Source organism: Candidatus Tumulicola sp., from assembly GCA_035601835.1.
Taxonomy (GTDB): Bacteria; Vulcanimicrobiota; Vulcanimicrobiia; order Eremiobacterales; family Eremiobacteraceae; genus DATNNM01.
Genome location: DATNNM010000011.1, coordinates 23,935 through 42,593, shown reverse-complemented (window position 1 = coordinate 42,593; position 18,659 = coordinate 23,935). Strand labels below are relative to the sequence as shown.

General features: G+C 64.1%; 18 protein-coding genes. 11 read left to right on the top strand and 7 right to left on the bottom strand.

Going from position 1 to position 18,659, the window contains the following annotated elements:
* Nucleotides 1–7 precede the first annotated feature (7 nt).
* From VN934_04970 to mraZ, 4 genes are read right to left on the bottom strand one after another with little or no spacing between them, the layout of a single operon-like run.
* Entirely contained in the window at nt 8–1,807 is a 1,800-nt protein-coding gene (locus VN934_04970; GenBank protein HXM18143.1) for a penicillin-binding protein 2, read from the bottom strand.
* Nucleotides 1,808–1,838: 31 nt separating this feature from the next.
* Nucleotides 1,839–2,273 (bottom strand): hypothetical protein, encoded by a 435-nt coding sequence (locus tag VN934_04965; GenBank protein ID HXM18142.1) that lies wholly within the window; start codon nt 2,271–2,273, stop codon nt 1,839–1,841.
* A 3-nt stretch (nt 2,274–2,276) separates the two neighbouring features.
* Nucleotides 2,277–3,167: a 16S rRNA (cytosine(1402)-N(4))-methyltransferase RsmH gene (rsmH, locus tag VN934_04960; GenBank protein HXM18141.1), complete on the bottom strand. Its 891-nt coding sequence runs from the start codon at nt 3,165–3,167 to the stop codon at nt 2,277–2,279.
* 4 nt (nt 3,168–3,171) lie between these two features.
* Nucleotides 3,172–3,612, bottom strand: coding sequence for a division/cell wall cluster transcriptional repressor MraZ (gene mraZ, locus VN934_04955; GenBank protein HXM18140.1), 441 nt, complete (start codon nt 3,610–3,612; stop codon nt 3,172–3,174).
* A 217-nt stretch (nt 3,613–3,829) separates the two neighbouring features.
* Between mraZ and VN934_04950 the strand changes: the two genes are divergently transcribed.
* Nucleotides 3,830–4,873, top strand: a complete 1,044-nt coding sequence (locus VN934_04950; protein ID HXM18139.1) for a hypothetical protein — start codon at nt 3,830–3,832, stop codon at nt 4,871–4,873.
* Between the two features lie 70 nt (nt 4,874–4,943).
* On the opposite strand, the gene VN934_04945 is transcribed toward VN934_04950, so the two are convergent.
* A complete protein-coding gene (locus VN934_04945; GenBank protein HXM18138.1) occupies nt 4,944–6,587 on the bottom strand; it encodes a redoxin domain-containing protein in 1,644 nt (547 codons plus the stop codon).
* A 152-nt stretch (nt 6,588–6,739) separates the two neighbouring features.
* Between VN934_04945 and VN934_04940 the strand changes: the two genes are divergently transcribed.
* From VN934_04940 to VN934_04925, 4 genes are all read left to right on the top strand, one after another.
* Nucleotides 6,740–7,030: a zinc-ribbon domain containing protein gene (locus VN934_04940; GenBank protein ID HXM18137.1), complete on the top strand. Its 291-nt coding sequence runs from the start codon at nt 6,740–6,742 to the stop codon at nt 7,028–7,030.
* A 139-nt stretch (nt 7,031–7,169) separates the two neighbouring features.
* Nucleotides 7,170–7,685, top strand: coding sequence for a lytic transglycosylase domain-containing protein (locus VN934_04935; protein ID HXM18136.1), 516 nt, complete (start codon nt 7,170–7,172; stop codon nt 7,683–7,685).
* A 53-nt stretch (nt 7,686–7,738) separates the two neighbouring features.
* Nucleotides 7,739–8,899 carry an LptF/LptG family permease gene (locus VN934_04930; GenBank protein HXM18135.1) on the top strand — a complete coding sequence of 387 codons (1,161 nt, stop codon included), beginning with the start codon at nt 7,739–7,741 and terminating at the stop codon, nt 8,897–8,899.
* A gap of 10 nt (nt 8,900–8,909) precedes the next feature.
* The gene (locus VN934_04925; protein ID HXM18134.1) at nt 8,910–11,330 is read left to right on the top strand and encodes an OstA-like protein; all 2,421 of its coding nucleotides are present in this window, start codon (nt 8,910–8,912) and stop codon (nt 11,328–11,330) included.
* Between the two features lie 11 nt (nt 11,331–11,341).
* Here the strand turns inward: VN934_04925 and VN934_04920 are convergent, their stop codons facing one another.
* Nucleotides 11,342–12,115 (bottom strand): hypothetical protein, encoded by a 774-nt coding sequence (locus tag VN934_04920; protein ID HXM18133.1) that lies wholly within the window; start codon nt 12,113–12,115, stop codon nt 11,342–11,344.
* On the opposite strand from VN934_04920, the gene lnt reads away from it, so the two are divergent.
* Nucleotides 12,097–13,629, top strand: a complete 1,533-nt coding sequence (gene lnt, locus VN934_04915) for an apolipoprotein N-acyltransferase (protein ID HXM18132.1) — start codon at nt 12,097–12,099, stop codon at nt 13,627–13,629. The genes VN934_04920 and lnt overlap by 19 nt on opposite strands.
* Before the next feature lie 6 nt (nt 13,630–13,635).
* On the top strand, nt 13,636–14,226 hold the full coding sequence (lptC, locus tag VN934_04910; protein ID HXM18131.1) for an LPS export ABC transporter periplasmic protein LptC: 591 nt from the start codon (nt 13,636–13,638) through the stop codon (nt 14,224–14,226).
* A gap of 5 nt (nt 14,227–14,231) precedes the next feature.
* On the opposite strand, the gene VN934_04905 is transcribed toward lptC, so the two are convergent.
* On the bottom strand, nt 14,232–14,492 hold the full coding sequence (locus VN934_04905; protein HXM18130.1) for a hypothetical protein: 261 nt from the start codon (nt 14,490–14,492) through the stop codon (nt 14,232–14,234).
* A 221-nt stretch (nt 14,493–14,713) separates the two neighbouring features.
* Here VN934_04905 and VN934_04900 point away from each other — a divergent pair, with 221 nt between their 5' ends.
* The 4 genes from VN934_04900 to VN934_04885 all read left to right on the top strand — a co-directional run bounded on the left by VN934_04900 (nt 14,714) and on the right by VN934_04885 (nt 18,566).
* Nucleotides 14,714–16,294, top strand: coding sequence for a D-aminoacylase (locus VN934_04900; protein HXM18129.1), 1,581 nt, complete (start codon nt 14,714–14,716; stop codon nt 16,292–16,294).
* A 67-nt stretch (nt 16,295–16,361) separates the two neighbouring features.
* Nucleotides 16,362–16,934, top strand: a complete 573-nt coding sequence (locus VN934_04895; protein HXM18128.1) for a hypothetical protein — start codon at nt 16,362–16,364, stop codon at nt 16,932–16,934.
* Nucleotides 16,931–17,716, top strand: coding sequence for a polysaccharide deacetylase family protein (locus VN934_04890; protein HXM18127.1), 786 nt, complete (start codon nt 16,931–16,933; stop codon nt 17,714–17,716). Before VN934_04895 ends, VN934_04890 begins: the two co-directional genes overlap by 4 nt.
* Before the next feature lie 10 nt (nt 17,717–17,726).
* On the top strand, nt 17,727–18,566 hold the full coding sequence (locus VN934_04885; GenBank protein ID HXM18126.1) for a hypothetical protein: 840 nt from the start codon (nt 17,727–17,729) through the stop codon (nt 18,564–18,566).
* Nucleotides 18,567–18,659 lie beyond the last annotated feature (93 nt).

Genomic DNA, 18,659 nt, shown 5'->3' with positions numbered 1-18,659 from the left:
CTTGTCATTACCGTCGGCCGCCTTGGTTCCCCTGCGCTTTGTCCCTCTTGGTCCGCTTTGCGTCGTTAGCGGGGCTCAGCGCGTCGTCGGCGCCGTCGGCCCGTTTGGGAAGCACGCCCTCGCGCCATAGCACGCGGCGCGCGAGTTCGCGGAACGCTGGAGCGGCGACGACGCCGCCATAATACGCTCCGCGCGGCCGCTCGACGTTGACCAGCACGACGTACTGCGGCTTGTCCGCAGGCACGATGCCGACGAAGCTGGCCACGTATTCCCCGGGCATGTATCCGCCGGCTTCGACGATTTGCGCGGTTCCGGTCTTGCCCGCGACAGCGTAGCCGGCGATCTGCGCGTTGCTCCCCGTGCCACGTTTCACCACGTCGCGCAGCATGGCGAGCAGTTTGGCGGCGGTTTGCGGGCGCATGACGCGGCGCACCGGATCCGGCGTGTATTGCTTGATCACACGGCCGCTGGGCGAGAGAATCTGTCGCACGATGAGCGGCCGCATCAGCAGGCCGCCGTTCGCGACGGCCGCGTAGGCGCGCGCGATCGCTATGGCCGTCACCGACACGCCCTGACCGAAGGCGACCGTGGCGCGACGCGAGCCGAACCATTCGTCGGACGAGACGCCGATGCCGGCGCTTTCGCCGGAGAGATCGATGCCGGTGACGTCGTCGAAACCGAAACGCTTGATGTAGTCGCCCATGGTCGTCTTGCCGATGTGCAGCGCCACCTCTGCAGCGCCGACGTTATGAGAGAATGCGATGATGTCCGCGAGCGGCTCGCGCGATCTGCCGGACGACACCAATCCGTCATCTGCGTTGTGGATGACGTAACCGCCGATGTCGAGGCGATCCACCGCCGGAAACGTGTCATCGAGCGACACCTTCGCCGAATCCAGCGCGGCCGTCGCGGTGACGATCTTGAAGGTCGAGCCGGGCTCGTACGGATCCGCGATCGCGCGATTGCGGTATGCGTCTTGCCCGAAGCTCTTCCAATGGTTCGGGTCGTAATCCGGCCAGTTCGCCAGCGCGAGAATCTCGCCGGTGGATACGCGCATGACGATGGCGACGGCGCTTGCGGCGTTATACTTGGTCGCGGTCTTGCTGAGCACGTCTTCAGCCGCGAGCTGTAATGCGCGATCGATCGTGAGCACGACCGTATCGCCGACGACCGGCTCGTCCACCATGTGCTGACCGAAGGGGATGATGCGATCCTGACTGTCGGTGTCGGCGACGATGCGGCCGGCTTTGCCGGCGAGCACGTCATTGAACGTGTGCTCGATCCCGGCGAGACCTTGATTGTCGTCGCCGGTAAAACCGATGACCGTCGAACCGATATGCCCCTGCGGATCGACATGCGCGCCGGTCGCTTCATCTTTCACGCCGACGCCCGGCAGGTCCAGCTTGCTGATCGTCTGCCCGACGGCTTTTGGGGCGTTACGCGCGAGATACACGAACGGCTCCGGCGAGGTGAGATCGGCGAGCACCGACTTCTCCGGCCGTTTCAGAAGCGGCGCGAGCACGGCCGCTTCGTTTCTGGCATCTTTGACGTCCGGCGGCTGCGCGAAGATCTGCACGGCGGGCACGGTGGCGGCGAACACGATGCCGAAGCGGTCGACGATGCTGCCGCGCCTGCCGCTGACGTCGAATTTCCCGCGCTGTTGGGTTCCCGCGTAGGCGGTCCATGCTTGCCCGCCGCGGATCTGGACGAACCACAGCCTGCTGCCCAGACCCAACGTGACGAGGATGAAACAAGCGAACAGAGCGACCGCGCGGGCCCGCAGGCGGGTCCGCTCCTTCTGTTTCACGATGCGCCCCCTATCCGCCGCTGCACGGCGGCTAGGGAACGAAGAGCAAGTGCTTGAGGTCCGCCAGCCGCGAGGCGAGCGTGGGCGGCGCCTTGTGCGGCGGCGCGGGCAGCGTGATCACCGAGATGCGCGCCGGCTCCTTCATGCCTAGTCGCGCCGCGGCGGATTCGAGTTGCGCGACCGATTGAAGCTGGGCGAGTCGCTGGCGAAGTTCGTCGTCGCTCTGCAACAGCTGCGCTTGCGTTGATTGGTCCGCGGCAAGACGATAGGTTTGTGCGGTGAGTTCGGCGGTGAGACCGACGTAGGACAGAATCGCGAAGAGAGGCAGCACGATGAGCAGCGCGAGGCGCGCGCTCGACCAGCGCTGCAGCCGGGCACGGCGCTTGCCCGATCCTTGGGCATGAGCTCTGTAGGCCTGAGGCTTTAGCCCCGGTCCCGCGTCATATTTAAATGCAACCGCCGCCATGGCTTATGCGCTCCTCTGAGCGGCGCGCAGCTTCGCGCTGCGGCTGCGCGGATTGGCGGCGATCTCGAGCGCACTCGGCGTCAGCGGCTTGCGCGTCAGCACCTCGACCAAGCCGGCCACGCGCCATGCTGCGAACTGACGCTTGACCACACGGTCCTCGCCGGAGTGGAAACTGATGACCGCGATGCGTCCGCCTGGGCGGACATAGCGGATCGCCGTGCTCAGCGTCTGCTCGAGGGATTCGAGTTCGCGATTGACCGCCATGCGCAGCGCCAGGAACGTGCGCGTGGCGGGATGGATCGCCGTGCGTCGCTTGCTCCTGGGCTGGGCGCTGAGGACTGCCGCGACGAGATCCGAGGTAGAGCGAAGCGGCGAACGTTCGCGACGGCGCACGATCTGGTGCGCGATGCGCCGCGCGTTGCGTTCGTCTCCGTACTCGAAGATGATGTCCGCGATTTCGCCTTCCTTTAGAGTAGCGAGCAGCGTCGCGGCGGTCGGCGCCTCGGATGAGGGGTCGAGGCGCATGTCAAGCGCGCCGGTCCCGGAGAATGCGAATCCGCGCTCGAGGTCGCTCAGTTGGAGGGATGAGAGCCCGAGGTCGTACATGATGCCGTCTACCTCGCTGCAGTCCAGGGCGTCAAGCGCATCCCCAAGCTGCGCGAAGTTTGCGTGAACCGGTGTAACGCGGCCGGCGGTGCTTGATTCGAGTTCCCGCGCACGCGCCGCAGCGGCCGGGTCGGCGTCGAGAGCGATAACGCGAGCGGTTGGGCAGCGTGCCAGGATGGCCGCCGTATGCCCGCCTGCGCCGAACGTCGCGTCGACGAAAATCGGCGAGCCGCGCCCGCGCGCCGCCGGCAGCAGCAGGGACATGCTCTCCTCCAGCAGTGCGGGCACATGGCTAGTAGAGTCCAAGCTCGGTCATGAGGTCGGACATGCCGTCGGGAGCGGCGCTCGCTTTGCGCCAACCGCCGGCCGGCCAGACCTCGACCCTCGTCAATGCGCCCACCAGCACTGCGTCTCGCTCCAAGCGCGCGAGATCCCGGAGCGCTTGCGGAACGAGCACTCGGCCCTGAGAATCGAGCGACACTTCTTCGGTGTTCGCGAACAGATGGCGGACAAAGGTGCGATATTGCGCGTCCTTTCGCGGCGCGGCCTCGAGCTTGGCGCAGAACTCTTGCCAGGTCGCCTCGGGGTACATCGCAAGACACGGCTCCGGCGGTGCGATCGTCAGAACGAAGTGGTCCCCCAGGCGCGCGCGGAAACGGGCGGGAATGGTTAGCCGTCCTTTCTCGTCCAGGGAATGTTCGAATTGTCCCGTGAATTTCGGGAGCGCGCTCATGACAAAGGCCTCTAACCCCACATGGAGCCACTTTGCCCCACTATAACCCACTTATCGGCACTTTGTAAAGCGAAATGAGGGACAGGCAGGGGTTAGCCCGGTTTGTAGTGCCGGGGCTTCAGCCCCGGTTTCTTTTAAGGGGGGTTAATCAGGGTAGGTCGCCCGCGCCGCAGAAGCACTGCGCGCACTCAAAGCGCTTCTCTTAAGGAGTTTTGCCTTGCGCCGTTTTACGATCGTGCTTGGAATCGCGGCCGCCGCCGCCATTACGCTTAGCGCCTGTCACAACTCGTCGACTGGTGGCGTTCCGCCGCAGCCGATCCCGCCGGCACACTTCGGCGCCGAATACGCGCTGACGAATCCGGCGGGCGGGCCGCAATTCATCATCGCGGGACCTGACGGCAATCTGTGGTTCAGTGAGCGAGGCGCTAACGCCATCGCCAAGATCACCTTGAGCGGCGCAATCGTGGAGTTCAGCGTGCCGACCGCGAACAGCGCTCCTGCGGGCCTGGCCGCGGGCGCTGACGGCGCTGTTTGGTTTTGCGAATTCAACACGAACAAGATCGGCCGCGTGACCCTGAACGGCACCTTCAGCGAAACCGTGGTGCCGACTGCGAATTCGGGTCCTACCGCGATCACGTCTGGACCCGACGGCAATCTGTGGTTCACCGAGCAGTTCCCTGGCAAGATCGGCAAGATCACCACAGCGGGTGTGATCACCAACGAGTACGTCCCCGCGACTGCGGCAAACGGCGCCGCCGTCATCGTGTCAGGCCCTGACGGGAACCTTTGGTTCACGGAGTTCGCTGCCGCCAAGATCGCGAAGATCACGACCGGCGGCACCATAACGGAATTCAGCGTCGGCTTGACTCCGGCTAGTCATCCCGGATTCATAACGGCGGGCGCTGACGGGGCCCTATGGTTCACGGAGCAAAGCGGCAACAAGGTCGGACGGATCCCAACGTCCGCAACCGCCGTAGCCCCGGGGTTCACCGAGTACGGAGTCCCCACGGCTGCAAGCCAGCCGGATGGGATCGTCGTAGGCATCGATGCGAACATGTGGTTCGTCGAGAATCTCGGGAACAAGATCGCGCGCATGCCGCTCAACGCAACACCGACGACTGGGCTGCCCGTCGCGCCCGAAATCACCGAGTTCGCCCTGCCGACGGCCGCCGCTCTTCCGTTCGGCGCATCCACCGGGCCTGATGGCAAGATCTGGTTCGTCGAAAACGGAGTCGGAAAAATCGCGAACTTCGTGCCGTAGGAAAACGGAAGCCGGGGCTAAAGCCCCGGCACTACACCCGAGCTTCGCTCGGGTCGCTACATTTCGAGAGTTAGGTGGCGGAGACGGTCACCTGCGCCTTCGCCGTCTTCGCGTCGACCAAGAGCTGCATCGTGTCATCGCCGGTAGGCGTCAAGCGCATATCCCATTCGCCTTTGGTCGAGCTCAGCGGCACTACCTGAAGTTCCACGCGTTGATTCGCGCCGGGACCCAGCGTGATGGTGCTCTTGTACGGATCGCACACTTTCTCGTAGCAGAACGAGAGCACCCAACGCTTCGGCACGCCGAGCGCGCTCAGATGCACCGTGCGTTCGCTTTGCGCGGCATTGCGCACGTTCACCCACAGCAGGGCCGGCTTCGACGACTTGCCCACCACTTGCGCAGCGCCTGAGACCGCCACATAGATCGGCGACGGTGAGAGCGCGGCGAATTGCTCGTCCGCCTGCTGCGCGACGATGGTCGCCGGCGCGCAAGCGGCTGAGTCGGCCAGCATCCATGTCGCGCCGCTCGAATCGCCGGCGGCGATCGAGAGCCGCGCCAGCTTCAGCCACATGCGCCCTAGTTCGTATGCGTTATGCTTCTTGTCGGGGTGCAGCGCGTAGTCCACCGCGGCGAGCGCCAGACCGGTATGCGATGCGCGCAAAGCCTCTTCGTAGCGCTTCAATCCGAGATAGCCGTTGGCGACGCCGAGCCAGCTCTCCGGATTCTTCGGATCGAAGCCGGCCTCGGTCACGTCGATGGACAAGACCGTGGCGTGATCGCCCGTTCGGCCAGCGACCGACGCGACGCCGTCATACGCATCGGTGTCTTTGGGCGCAAGTCGAACCGCAGCCCGATAGTACTTGAGCGCGCTGTCGAAGCGCTCGTCGTCAAGGGCGGACTGCCCGCGCAGCAGCGCTGCCTGCTCCAAATCGTGGGCCGTCGTCTTCGCCTTTGGTTGTGCAGCGGCGCGCGTCTCGTACGCCTTGGCGAGGGCGAGCCCCAGGCGATCGCGCACGTGCGATGCCCACGCATAGTCGATGTCCGTCGCCATGACGTCGTTGAGGATATCATCGAGCTTCTTGGACGCCGCCGTGCCCGCAGCGATGGCTTGCGCCGTTTGGCCGCGCGCAAGCGACGCAGAGACATCGGCCGTCGAGCTCGCCACAATGTCTTCGAACCGCTTTGCGGCTTTCGACTCGCGCGGCAGACGGCCGGCGAGCACGTCGTTGAGCGCGCTTGCGAGCAGCGAACCCGAAAGTTGGTTGACTTGGCTGAAAACGATGCGCCCATCCTTGTCGAGCACGTAGGTCGTCGGAATGCCGTTGACGTCGTACGTCTTTTCAACGCCGCCGTCCGCATCGAGGACGAGCGGGAACGTGACGCGGTTCGCGGCCGCCCACGTCGAGACGAGAGCACTGGGTTCGCGATCGTCGACGCCGACGAAGGTCACGCCGCGCGACGCAAAGCGCTTTTGCACGTTGATCAGATCCGGCGTTTCGGCTCGGCACGGCGGGCACCACGTGGCGAAGAAGTTGACCACGACGACATTGCCGCGAAGCGACGATAACGCCATGGTGTTTTGGCCCGTAGTAGGCAAAGAGAAGTCGGGCGCTTTTGTTCCGACGGACGGCGCGCTCGCGGCCCGAGCGGCCTGCCCGAAGGCGAGGCAGCCGGCGGCCAGCATGAGGGTGAGAAGAGAGGTCGCAATGCGCATGGTTCGTTGTTTTCCGCGCGGGCCCGCGGCGTGGCCTGCCTGGTTGCTTTTCTCATATGAACTATGCTAGAGTCTTGGCACGTAAGCGTCCACCACCATGGTCGCCGCGTTTTGTCGTTCCGGATGGTGGAACCTCGAGGTATATCGTGGCCTTGCAAGATCGAACCTTGGCCTGCCGCGATTGCGGCGCTGAATTCATCTTCACCGTCGGCGAACAGGAATTCTACGCGCAAAAGGGCTTCGAGCACGAGCCGGCGCGTTGCCCCGCTTGCCGCCAAGCGCGCAAGCGCGATCGCTCAAGCGGCGCTGAACGCGTCATGTTCGACGCGGTCTGCTCGCAGTGCGGCGCCGCCACTCAAGTGCCGTTCTCACCTCGCCCCGACAAACCGGTGTACTGTCCGGACTGCTACAAGACGGTCGTCGGCCGGCGCGTCCGAACGTAACAACTTCGCGCAACGCTCACTGGGGTTTCCAAGCTTCGCTCGGAACGCTGCAGCATGGGCAAAATGGAGTGGAGTGCGGGACGAAGAACAAGCCATCCGGGACCGCTTCAACGTATACATTTGGGAGATGCAAGTTTCTGTGAAGGCCGCCCCGACGCTCTGGCGCAGCGCCCGCGCCGTCCTCATCATCGCTGCTTCGGTGCTGGCCGGCTGCAGCGGCGGCGGCTTCCTCCCGTTCGGACAAGGCCCACACGAGATCTCCGCGGCGCGGCTCAACCGCATCGTGGCGCAGCAATCGATGGCACACCACGTGCCGGCGCCCCTGCTGCGCGCCGTCATCCATGTCGAGTCCGGCGAGGATCCCTCGGCGATCTCCACGGCCGGCGCCATGGGGCTCATGCAATTGATGCCGGGGACCGCGCGCGCGTACGGCGTCCTCAATCCTTTTGATCCCGCGCAGAACGTCGCCGGCGGTGCTTCGCATCTGAGCGCTCTTCTCAAAGAATACCACGGCAATGTCGCGCTCGCGTTGGCGGCGTACAACGCCGGTTCCGGCGCCGTCGCGCAATACAAGGGCATCCCGCCGTATGCGGAGACGAGTTCGTACGTGAGCAACGTGCTGTCGATATTCCGCAACTCAGGCAGTCGCAAGTAGGCACGAAAGTGCAACCCCTCGCCCGGTCGACGGCTCTCGAACAGACGACGAGCGTGAGACGAACAAAAGCCGGGCTCGACTGGCTGACAGCCGGACATCGCAAACGCAGCGGCCACTCGCCGGCGAAGGCCCGTTTCGGAGTCCAGATCCTGGATCGCTACGTGCTCGGCGAATTGGCCGGGCCATTCGCGTTCGCCATCGCGGCGTTCACCCTGTTCATGCTGATCAACACGCTTTTTTTGGCGGCGGACTACGTCATAAACAAGGGCATCCCGTTCGGCATGATCATGCGCTATCTGGTGCTCCAGCTGCCGACGGTCTTCTATCTGATCCTGCCGTTCGGCGTTTTGTTCGCCGTGCTCCTCGGCATCGGCCGGCTGGCCGGCGACAATGAGATCACCGCGCTGCGCACGAGCGGCGTCAGCCTGCAGCGCCTCGCGCTGCCCTGCTACGTGTTCGGCATCCTCATGACGATGGTGGCCTTCGCCATCAACGAAGACATCGCGCCGCGCTCGCAGCACAAGGCAGCGATGCTGTTCCGCGAGATCGTGTATCACTCCACGCAAGCGGTCATCCAACCGTATCAGTATTACCGCACGCAGGACGGCACCCATGTGATCTACGTGATGTCCGTGGAGTCGGGCACCGGCGACATGCACAACGTCCAGATCTGGACCATCGGCAACGGCTATTGGCCCGAGACGATCACCGCGCGGCTAGCGCGCCAGTCGCACGGCCAGATCATCATGGTGGACGGCTTTGACACGACGTTCAAGCCCGACGGCTCCCTGCAGCAGACCAAGCATTTCGGCAGTCTGGAATTCCCGCTCGGCACCGACCTGAGTCAGCTCTTCGCGCCGCAAAGCGCTTTCGAGACCAACTCGAAAGAATTGCGGACCGAGATCAAGCTGCTCAAGAACTCAGGCCAAGACGTCAGCCAGTTGGAGATGCAGCTGCAGCAGAAATATGCGATGCCCGTGGCCTGCATGGTGAGTCTGCTCATCGCGCTGCCGTTGGCGATCCGGTTCGGCAGACGCGGGCGCGGCGTGGCCGCGATGCTGGCCGTCCTGGTGCTCTTCGCGTACTACCTGATCATGGTCGCCACCAACGCGCTTGGCAAGAACGGCGCCATCTGGCCGCCGCTCGCGGCCTGGCTGCCGAACATCGCCATCGGCGGCACGGGTCTGTTCATGCTGCTCTTCGAGGAACGCTGAAGGTCTTCGATTGTCATTGTCGTGGGCACGCCGCTTGAGGCTCACCGCCGCGCTCTGCTGCGCGGCGGCGCTTGTTTGCGGCGCGTTTGCTCGGCCTCACGCCGCGACGGCGCAAGAAGCCTCGCCGCTTCCGACCGTTAGCGCCACGCCGGCAGCGTCCGCGACGCCCACCGCCGGCGCAACGTTGATGCCAACGGCGACGCTCATGCCCGTGCGCCAAACCCCATCGGCGAACCTCACGCCCACGCCGGAACCCGAGCTTTACCCGTTCAATCTGCGGTCCAACCAACAAATGCAGACCACGATCACGGTCGGGCCGACTCCGCTCACCTCAGCCACCCCAACCGAGTCGCCCTATCCGCCTGCGCCGGTCGGCACGCCCACGCTCGCGCCGCCGCCCGTGGGATCGGCCCGCGTCACCGCCGATCAGCTGTTCGGACAGACCAACGGCGACATCGACGCGGAGGGCCACGTCGACGTGCGCTACGGCGACGCCGACATTCTCGCGGATCGAGCGCACTATGACGCGCAGACCAAGATCATCCGCGCCGTCGGCAACGTGCGCTATGTCTCGGCGAGCGGCGACACCGCGACTGCCGACTCGCTTGAATACGATACCGCCCACGATCGCGTGACGATGGACCAGGTCCAGGGCCAGACCTCATCGGTGAGCTATCAAGGCGAGCAGATCCGCGGTTATGCGTACTACAAAGGCAGGCGCGTCACGATCGACCAGGACGGCCGTTCGGTTCTGCAAGACGGCTGGATCACGACGTGCGACCTTCACCACGTCGCCTACCACATCACCGGCAAAGAGATCGAGATACGGCCGAACGATCGCATCATCGCGCATAGCTCGCATCTCTACCTCGGCAAGCTGCTCGTCGCGGCGCTCGGCTACCTTGTCGTGCCGATCGCGCCGCAAGGAGAACGGCGCCCGAGCCTCATCGCTCCGCGCATCGGCTACAACAGCATCTATGGATTCTTCCTGAAGAATTACATCAACTATTACCGCAGCCCGTATTGGTACGGAACGTATCACGTGGATCTTTACCAAAAAGCGGGGCTCGGTCTCGGCGCCGACCTTTACTTCGCGCGGCGCGACGGGCGCGGCAGCGGCACGTTCACGTTCTACAACATCCATAGCACGGGCAATCAGGTCGCCACCACCGGCGTGAAGAACTCGTTCCAAGCCAACCTGAATCTGCAGCAGGCGCTGGGCAGGCACGTCACGGCCTCGATCAACGCCGCGTATCAGAGCCAGACCGCGCTTTCGTCGATCCCCTCCACGACGTCCGCGAACATCAACCTCGTGCACAACGGCGCGCGCAGCACGACCAGCTACGGCTTGACGCTGACGAGCACGGGCGTGAACCATGCGACCGGCGGTCTGTTCAGCCACACGATCGCGTTCTCGCCGGTGTTCTCGGAGAACGTCTCGTTCAACTTCCAGGATAGCGTGGCCCCGCCGACCTTCTCGCGCTCGTATTCTTTCCTATCGGATGCGCATTACACGGCGCGCGCCTTCGACGCGGATCTCGTGACCCAGACGCTGCACGGAGATACGAGCATCAACAACGCGGGCGCGATCACCACGACGCCCGTGCTCGGGTTCCAGAAAGTGCCTGAGCTGACCGTGCGCGGAAGGCCGTTCACGATCCCGAGCTTGCGGCTGCCGGTCAGCGTCACGCTGATCGACGGCGTCTACAACGACGCGTTCGACAACTTCGTGACGTCGCGCCAAGAGCTCAGCGCGCAGCTCGGCAGCGCGGTGTATCGCATCGGCAACAGCGCGACCGTGACGGCGACGGCCAACCTGCGGCAGGACTCGTACGGAACCGGAGACTTGCGCGGGGCGATCGGCGAGCAATATTCGCTGCAGAAGTTCTTCGGCCAGCACGCGGACGACACGCTGAGCTATTCATCCCAGAGCGTGCGCGGCTTCACGCCCTTGCAGTCCTTCGACTTGCTCACCGGCTTCGACCAGTTCAACGACGTGCTCAACGTCTACAACGGCAGCTACTATCGTTTCACGGCCTCGACCAATTACGATTTCCGCAACAAGTTCTTGGGATCGATCAACTATCAGCTCAACGTGACGCCCAGCCCGCTCGCCAGCCTGATCCTAGGCGATTCGTACGACCCGCACGGCTCCGGCTACGGCCCTTTGAACATAACGCTTTCCACGCCGCTTGGCCGCAACGACTACCTGCAATTCCTCGGCAACTACGATTTCAGGCTGCACGGATTGCAGGGCCAGAACTACTTCCTGACCCACACGGTCAACGATTGCTATCAGATCCGGATCGCCTACCGTCAGCCGCTGCACGAAGTGGATGTGTCGATCAACCTGCTCGCGTTCCCCAGTCAGGGCGTCAATTTCGGCCTGAACGGCCGCAGCTCGATCCTGCCGCAGAACTTCGGCCAATAGCGATCGGGGATCTACGGATTGACCGTGATCATGCCGCCGGTTATGAACAGATTCGGGTTTGACGGACCGGGCTTGCCGGGCGGCGTCGTCAACTGGTTCTGATAGATCTGCATGCCCGCGTTGAGCAAGACGACCAAGTCGAAGCCGGTCGTGCTGACTCCGCAACAGCCCAGCTGATCCTGCGGCGTGCGCCCCGTATCGGTGGTGATGTAGTTGACGTGCAGCCGGACCGCGGGCGGCGTCGTGACCGTAGGCGGGCTGGTCGACTGGGTGTTGGCGCGGATCGAGAAGATAGCGATCGGCAGGGTGATCGAGAACGTGTTGTTCGTGCCGCCGACGCTTTGCGTCGGATTGAAGATGAACTGGTTGGTCGTCAAGATGATCGGCACGAACGTGATGCCGCCGCCGGCGGTGACCGCCTTGTACGAGAGCGCGAAGCCGTTCGGCGACGTCGACGTATCGAAGCCGTAGACGAACTCTTGATCCCAGTGGGTGAAGGTGCCCGCCTGTGCCTCGGCCACGGTCGGCTCGCCCGGGGTTTCGTTAGAATTGACGTCGGTGTTGGGGTCGGTGTTCGAGTTCACGGCGATGATGTAGTCGCCCTGGCTCGGCACGATGGTACCCGATACGGTGAACTGGAACGTGATCGTCCCGGCGGTCACCGCTCCCGTGCTCGGTGTGACGGGACCACGACCGCACGATGTCGCCAAAACGGCGAGGGCGGCCAAGGCGGACGCTCCGCGCAGGAGCGCGAAGCCGAAGTTTTGTGACGCAAAAGATTTCATTCTACACAAAAGCGGCCTTGGCGATCGCGTGCCCGCTAGCGATCGTGCTGGCCTTTCCTAAAGCGAATCTTACGCTGCTCGCGTTTGCGGCTTTGGTCCCGTTGTTCTGGCTGTGGTCGAGGTCGTCCTGGAAGTCGGCTCTGTGGTGGGGTTGGTTGTCCGGTTTCATCATGTGCGGGCTGCTCTTCTCGTGGACGACGAATTCCCTCGGCGACGAGATCGGCAATTTCAAGTACCTGACGCTCGTGTTGTTCGCGGGCATTGAGGGTTTTTCGGTCGCGATCGTCGCCGCTCTCGTCGCCGTCATGGCGCGCGGTCGCTTCGGCGCGGCGATGGTGTTCGCAGCGCCCGCGGCGTGGCTGATCTGGGAAGCGCTGCGGACCATCGGCTCGGTGAGCATGCCGTTCGGGCAGCTGGGCGCGATCGCGCCGCACCTCGCCTGGCTGCTGCCGATGGCTGCGTATGCAGGCGTCTACGGATTGACCGCGATCATCGTATTGGCGAACGGGGCGCTTGCGGGGATCGTTTTCGGCGATGGCCGGGCGCGCTTGGCCGGCGGCGTCGTCCTCGCCGTGCTCGCCGTGTCGATCGTCGCGGGAGACGTTGCGCGCTCGCGCGTCGTCTTGCCCGCGGCCACGACCAAGGTGGCGATCGTCCAAGGCAATATTTCGCAGCGCGTCAAGTGGTCGCCGGCGATCTTCTCGCAAACGATCGAGGTGTACTCGCAGCTCACGCGTGCCGCCGCTCGCAGCGGAGCGCGCGTCGTGATATGGCCGGAGACGGCGATCACCGAGTTCCCGGTGGAGAAACCCGAGCTGCTTGCCGGCCTCGAACGGCTGGCGCGCGAGACGCGCACCTGGATCCTGGCCGGCACGCTCGACTCGCCGGCCCCGGGCGCGATGTACAACGTCGTGATCGATCTCACGCCGTTCGGCGGCCTCGGCGGCATCTATCAAAAGCACATCCTCGTGCCGTTCGCGGAGTTCTTGCCGCTCGATTGGCTGTTCCGCAAAATTCCGCTGCGCTGCGGGGACGTGAATTGCTTCGAGCGCGCCTCGACCTTCTCGCACGGCCCGGGACCGGGCGTGCTGCAGGCCGGCGATCTGAAGCTTGGGCTGCTGATCTGCTTCGAGTCCGCCTATTCGTCGTACGCTCGCGCCACCGCGCTGGCCGGCGCGACCACGCTGCTCATCGTCACCGACGACGCGTGGTTTGGAACCTCCGCCGGTCCGTACATGCATGCGGACATGGCCGTCATCGATGCGGTGCAGACCGGCCGTTGGGTCATACGCGGAGCCGACACCGGCATTTCGCAGATCATCGATCCTTCAGGCCGGATCAAGGGCGAGATCCCGCTCGATACGGTGGGCGTGCTCGTCGGATCCGTCGGGGAGCCCGTCGACACGCCGTATCTCCGATTCGGCGCCGGTTGGCTGCTGGGGCTGGCGCTCGTCGCTATCGTGTGCGGATTCATCGGACCGAAGGCAGACGCGGCGCGCGCGCCGTCGAAATAGCCGAGCATGGAGCTGACCGTTCGCGCGCTGTTCCGCTGGAAGACTTTGGCGATCGTCGCCGCTGTCGCGTTCTTCGCCGCCATCGGCTACTATCTCATCAGCGGACTGTTCATGCCGGACGTCACGGCGCACCAGCAACAGGACACGACCATCGTGGTGCACGATGTGAAAGGCCAGGCGGTCGGCGGCGGCCATTCTTCCTGGCGATTCGCGGCAGTGACGTCAGAGGCCAGCATTGACGGCGCGATCATCAGGTATCACGACGCGCGCGCGACGTACCTCTTGCGCAACAAGCCGGCGTACAAACTTGTCGCGGCAGAAGTGATCCTGGATTCGCGGACGCAGAACTACACGGCGACACACGGCGTGCATGTGTGGTCGGTCGGTGGTGGGGAGACGCAGACGTTTCGCACCCAGCAGCTGGTGTGGAACAACTCGACGCAGACGCTCATCTGCCCCTCGACCGTCAAGCTTGAGTATCATGGGGTTGCGCTCGTGACCAAGCGCTTGAACATCAATCTTTCGACTGGGGCGCTCACGCTCGGGACGTCGTCGGCCGATATCGGACCGAATGCACGCCCGCCCGACATGAAGTAGTCTCTTCAGACCGCTTTCTTGCGCGCTTCTTCGATCAGGCGTTTGACTTTTTGCCCGCCCTTGTGCCCGATCTGTTCGTAAAAGCCGGTGCCATACTTATCCTTGACGGCATTGCCGCCTTTTTGACCAATATTGCCATAGAAGCCGGCGCCGTGCCGCTCCTTGGTGGCCTCGCCGCCCTTACGGCCGATCTCCTCGTAAAACGTCGGCCCGTATTTTTTGCGAACGGCGTCGCCGCCTTTTTTCCCGGCTTCGCGGACGGTCATTTCACCGCCCCGGCTCGGCCGCGGACGTTTCTCAATGGGCATATGATGATCACAATCCTCGAGCTATCTGTGTGTTAGGCGCGGCCCCAAGCTAGCCGCCCTCTCGCTGGCCCGTCCCATCTATAGATGTATTCCCGAACCGGGCGGTCCTAAAAATCATCCGCTTGCTGAGCTTGTCCCAACAGGCGGGGCTCCTGCGTTCGGACGAATAGGGTCCGGAAATGCTGGACGTGGTCCTCGAAGGCGGCACGATCGTGGACGGCACCGGAAAGCCGGGGTTCGTCGCCGACGTCGCGATCGCGGGCGATCGCATCGCGTGCATCGGCTCGTGTCGCGGCCTCGACAGCGCGCTGCGGGTCGCGTGCGCCGGGCTTGTCGTCGCGCCGGGTTTCATCGATGCTCACGGGCACTCGGACGAGCGGCTGCTCGCCGTTCCGTTGGCCGAGAGCAAGATACGCCAAGGCATTACGACGGAGATCGGCGGTAATTGCGGCTCATCGCCGGCGCCTCTTTCGGCGCCGATGCACGACGCGCGCCGCGAGCGCTTCGGACGGCGCTACGGCATCGAGGTCGCGTGGAGCGACTTCGCAGGCTTTTTCTCGGCGCTCGAACGCAGCGGGTCGGCCCTCAACTTCGCGTGCTTGGTGGGGCTTGGCGTCGTGCGCGAGGCGATCGGAGCGGATGCTCCGGCGCCGCTCACGCCAGAACAACTCGAGGCTGCGACACGACTGGTTCGCGCCGCCTGCGACGAGGGAGCCGCCGGCGTCTCATCCGGCCTCATCTATCCTCCGGGCAGCTTTGCGGACACGGCCGAACTCATCGCGCTGGCAGGCGCGGCGGTGCAATCCAACGCGCCGCTGTACGCGACGCACCTGCGCAGCGAAGGTGACGAAATGCTCGAAGCGGTCGACGAGGCGCTCGAGGTCGGACGCCGCGCCGAAGTCGCGGTGCAGATATCGCACCACAAGGCGGCGGGCAAGCGGAACTGGGGCAAGGTCCACGATTCGCTCGCGCGGATCGAGCGCGCTCGCGGCAGCGGCGTGGACGTCGCGCTTGACCAGTATCCGTACAAAGCTTCGAGCACCACGCTTGCCGCCGTCCTTCCGGCCGACGTCAACGTGGGCGGTCCGGCTGCTGTGGCGGCGCGCTTGCTCGATCCGCCTTATGCCGCGCTAGTCGTCGCGCGTTTGGAACTGGAGTACGCAGGACGCTGGAGCGACATCTACGTGTCGGAGGCGGCAAGCGAGAAGAATCGCTCTCTGGAGGGGATGTCGCTTGATGACGTCGGGCGCCGGACCGGCCGCTCCGCGGCTGCCGCCGCCGTTGCGCTGCTGGCGGAAGAGGGACTCGAAGTTTCTGCTATCTTCTTCAGCATGTGCGAGGACGACGTCCGGACGGTCCTTTCGTATCGCCACACCTGCATCGGCACCGACGCCGCGGCCCGGCCCGCGACCGGGCCGCTCGCTCTGGGCCGCCCGCATCCTCGCGCGTTCGGAACGTACCCGCGCGTGTTCAAGCGCTATGTGCGAGACACGTCGCTGCTCGAATTGACCGAGGCCGTGCGCCGCGCGACGTCGCTGCCCGCAACGCGTTTCGCTCTTAAGCAGCGAGGCGAACTGCGCGAAGGTTGGTTCGCCGACGTGGTCGTCTTCGATTCCGAGCGCATAGCCGACACTGCGACCTACCTTGAACCGCAGAGCTTCTCCGAAGGCATCGAGCATGTTTTCGTGAACGGGGAGGCTGTGGTCAGCCGCGGCGCCGTCACCGGTGCTTTGGCGGGCCGAGTTCTTCGCAGGACTTGACGGGCGAAGCGCCCGCGTGATGTAGGACCGTATGCAACGCTTAGAAACGTTACGACGTTTTACATATATGAGGATCGGATTGGCGGCGCTGGCGGCGTGCGCCATCTGGAGCGCGACCGGCAGCCCCGCTTTGGCGGGGTTTGCCGTGCACGGACGCGCGCTTCCGCGCAAAGCGACGGTTGCGCAGCCGGCCTTGTTCGAGACGACGCATCCGTGGGTCGAGGGCGATTCCCCGCAGCTCGAAAATCTTCTCTTCCAAGCGACGTATCCGCTGCTGCCGACGCACAATATCCTCAAGGTATATGCCTACTCGAGCGAGGGCTTCACCTCGGCCGGCATCCGTTTTTCCGCTCGAGTGCCGCATTCGGCGGACGACTTGAGTCCTTCGAAGATCGAGCAAGAGGCGGTCAATCTCATCAGGACGACGTTCGACACTTTCCCCGATATCCAGCAGCTCGATGTTTGGGCCACCGTTCCCGTGCCGACGGCGAAACTCACGAGCGTGCAGAACACGATGTTCTCGGTATCGGCGGACCGCGCGACCTACGAAGCCATTCGGGATCGGAGCGGGTTTTCCGATGCGGCCTTCCTCGCGGCGTTTGGCCGCATATGGATCTCACCGGAAGTGGCGCGCGAATGATCCGCATCGCTGCGCTTTACGCTGTCATCGTCTTGAGCGCGTTCCCATCAGCGTTGGTGCGGCATGCGGCGGCACGAACGGCTGAGCCGTTCGTGCAAGAGCGCATGGAGTTGCGGGCGGAGACGGCCGATGGTCGCGTGTGGTGGGTTCCGACGCCGCGACGCGAGATCGCGCTCACCTTTGACGACGGTCCCTATCCTTTCTATACGCCGCTGCTCCTGCACGCGCTCGATTCGGAGCACGTCCCGGCGACGTTCTTTCTCGTCGGCCGATCCGTCCAGGCATATCCGGAACTCGCGCTGCGCATCCTCGCCTCCGGCGACGAGATCGGGAATCACACGCTCAACCATTACAAGCTCACCGGTTTGAACGACATGCAAATCGCCTCGCAGATCGCGGACTGCGGTTCGCTGCTCGAAAGTTATGCCAATAAGCCGATCACGCTTTTCCGGCCGCCGCACGGCCGCTACAACGCGCGCGTGCTCAACATCGCGCAGCGGCTCGGTTACCGCACGATATTGTGGAGCGACGCGCCTGACGACGCACCCGAAATCCTCGGCAAATCGCCGCTGCCGCCCGCGGAGATCGCCCGCCGCGTGCTGACGAGGGCGCAGCCGGGAGGCATCGTCTTGATGCATAGCGGCCAACTCAATACGGTTTTGGCGATACCGGAAATAGTGGACTCGCTCCGTGCCAAGGGCTATCGCTTCGTCACGGTTTCAGAGCTCTTGCGGGCCGACGGCGACGATGCAGCCGGAGGTGCCGCTCCGGCGACCCGCTAACTTTATTCCCATGGACCTGTCGGTAGCAGAACAGGGCGCGTTTTGTCTTACGCCGGTCGTTTCGCCCGAAGAGGCACGCGGCCGCGCAGCCGGGCACAAAGGGAGCGCCTTCGGAACGATCGCTCAGGTGTTTTCGCGGCCCAAACCTGAAGAGATCGAACTCGAGGAGCTTGGCCTGCGCTATGAGCCGATGTGGAACGCGTCGTGCCACGTCAAGGTCGCCTTTCAGCGCAAAGAGTCGTACAAATTGCCGGTCAAGTCGCCGCCGCACGTCCAGTCGGTCACCATCCACGATCAGCAGTATCAGATCGACGTCAAGGAGCAAGCCATCACGTTGCCGGCGATCGCGCATTGCATGCGCGAGTCGAGCAAAGAGATTTGGATCGACGCGGTCACCAACGAAGCGGTCAAGAATTTCGCGGTGTATGTCAAGGCCACCAAGTCGGCGATCACGGGCGACTTCGCACCCGAGAACGCCCAGGTGGTCGCGCCGACCGTGCGCGCATCAGCGGTGATCCGTGATCTGCTCGGCGACGACATCAAGCCGGTTGAGGCGGATTCGGTCCAAGAAGAAACCGTGGAGGTTAAGAACATCGATCTCTACCTGCGGCCGGTCTACGCGTATCGCTACAACTGGGCGGCGAAGAAGAAAACCGCAGAGATATCTCTCGACGGCATCTCCGGCGAGATCTCTGCGACCAAGAGCGCCGCGCAGGCAGCGCTCATGAAGCTGCTCAATAAGGATACGCTGTTCGATATCGGCGCTGAGACGATGAACTTGGTGCTGCCGGGCGGCGCCATTCCGATCAGAATCGTCGAGGCATTCACGCGCGGCAAAGGCCCCGCCTAACCGTTTTCGGTTTTCATCTAATGTAGTGCCGGGGCTTTAGCCCCGGCGTCTTTGTACTAGAGCGGACCTTTAGGTCCGCTCGGCCTTCCCTTG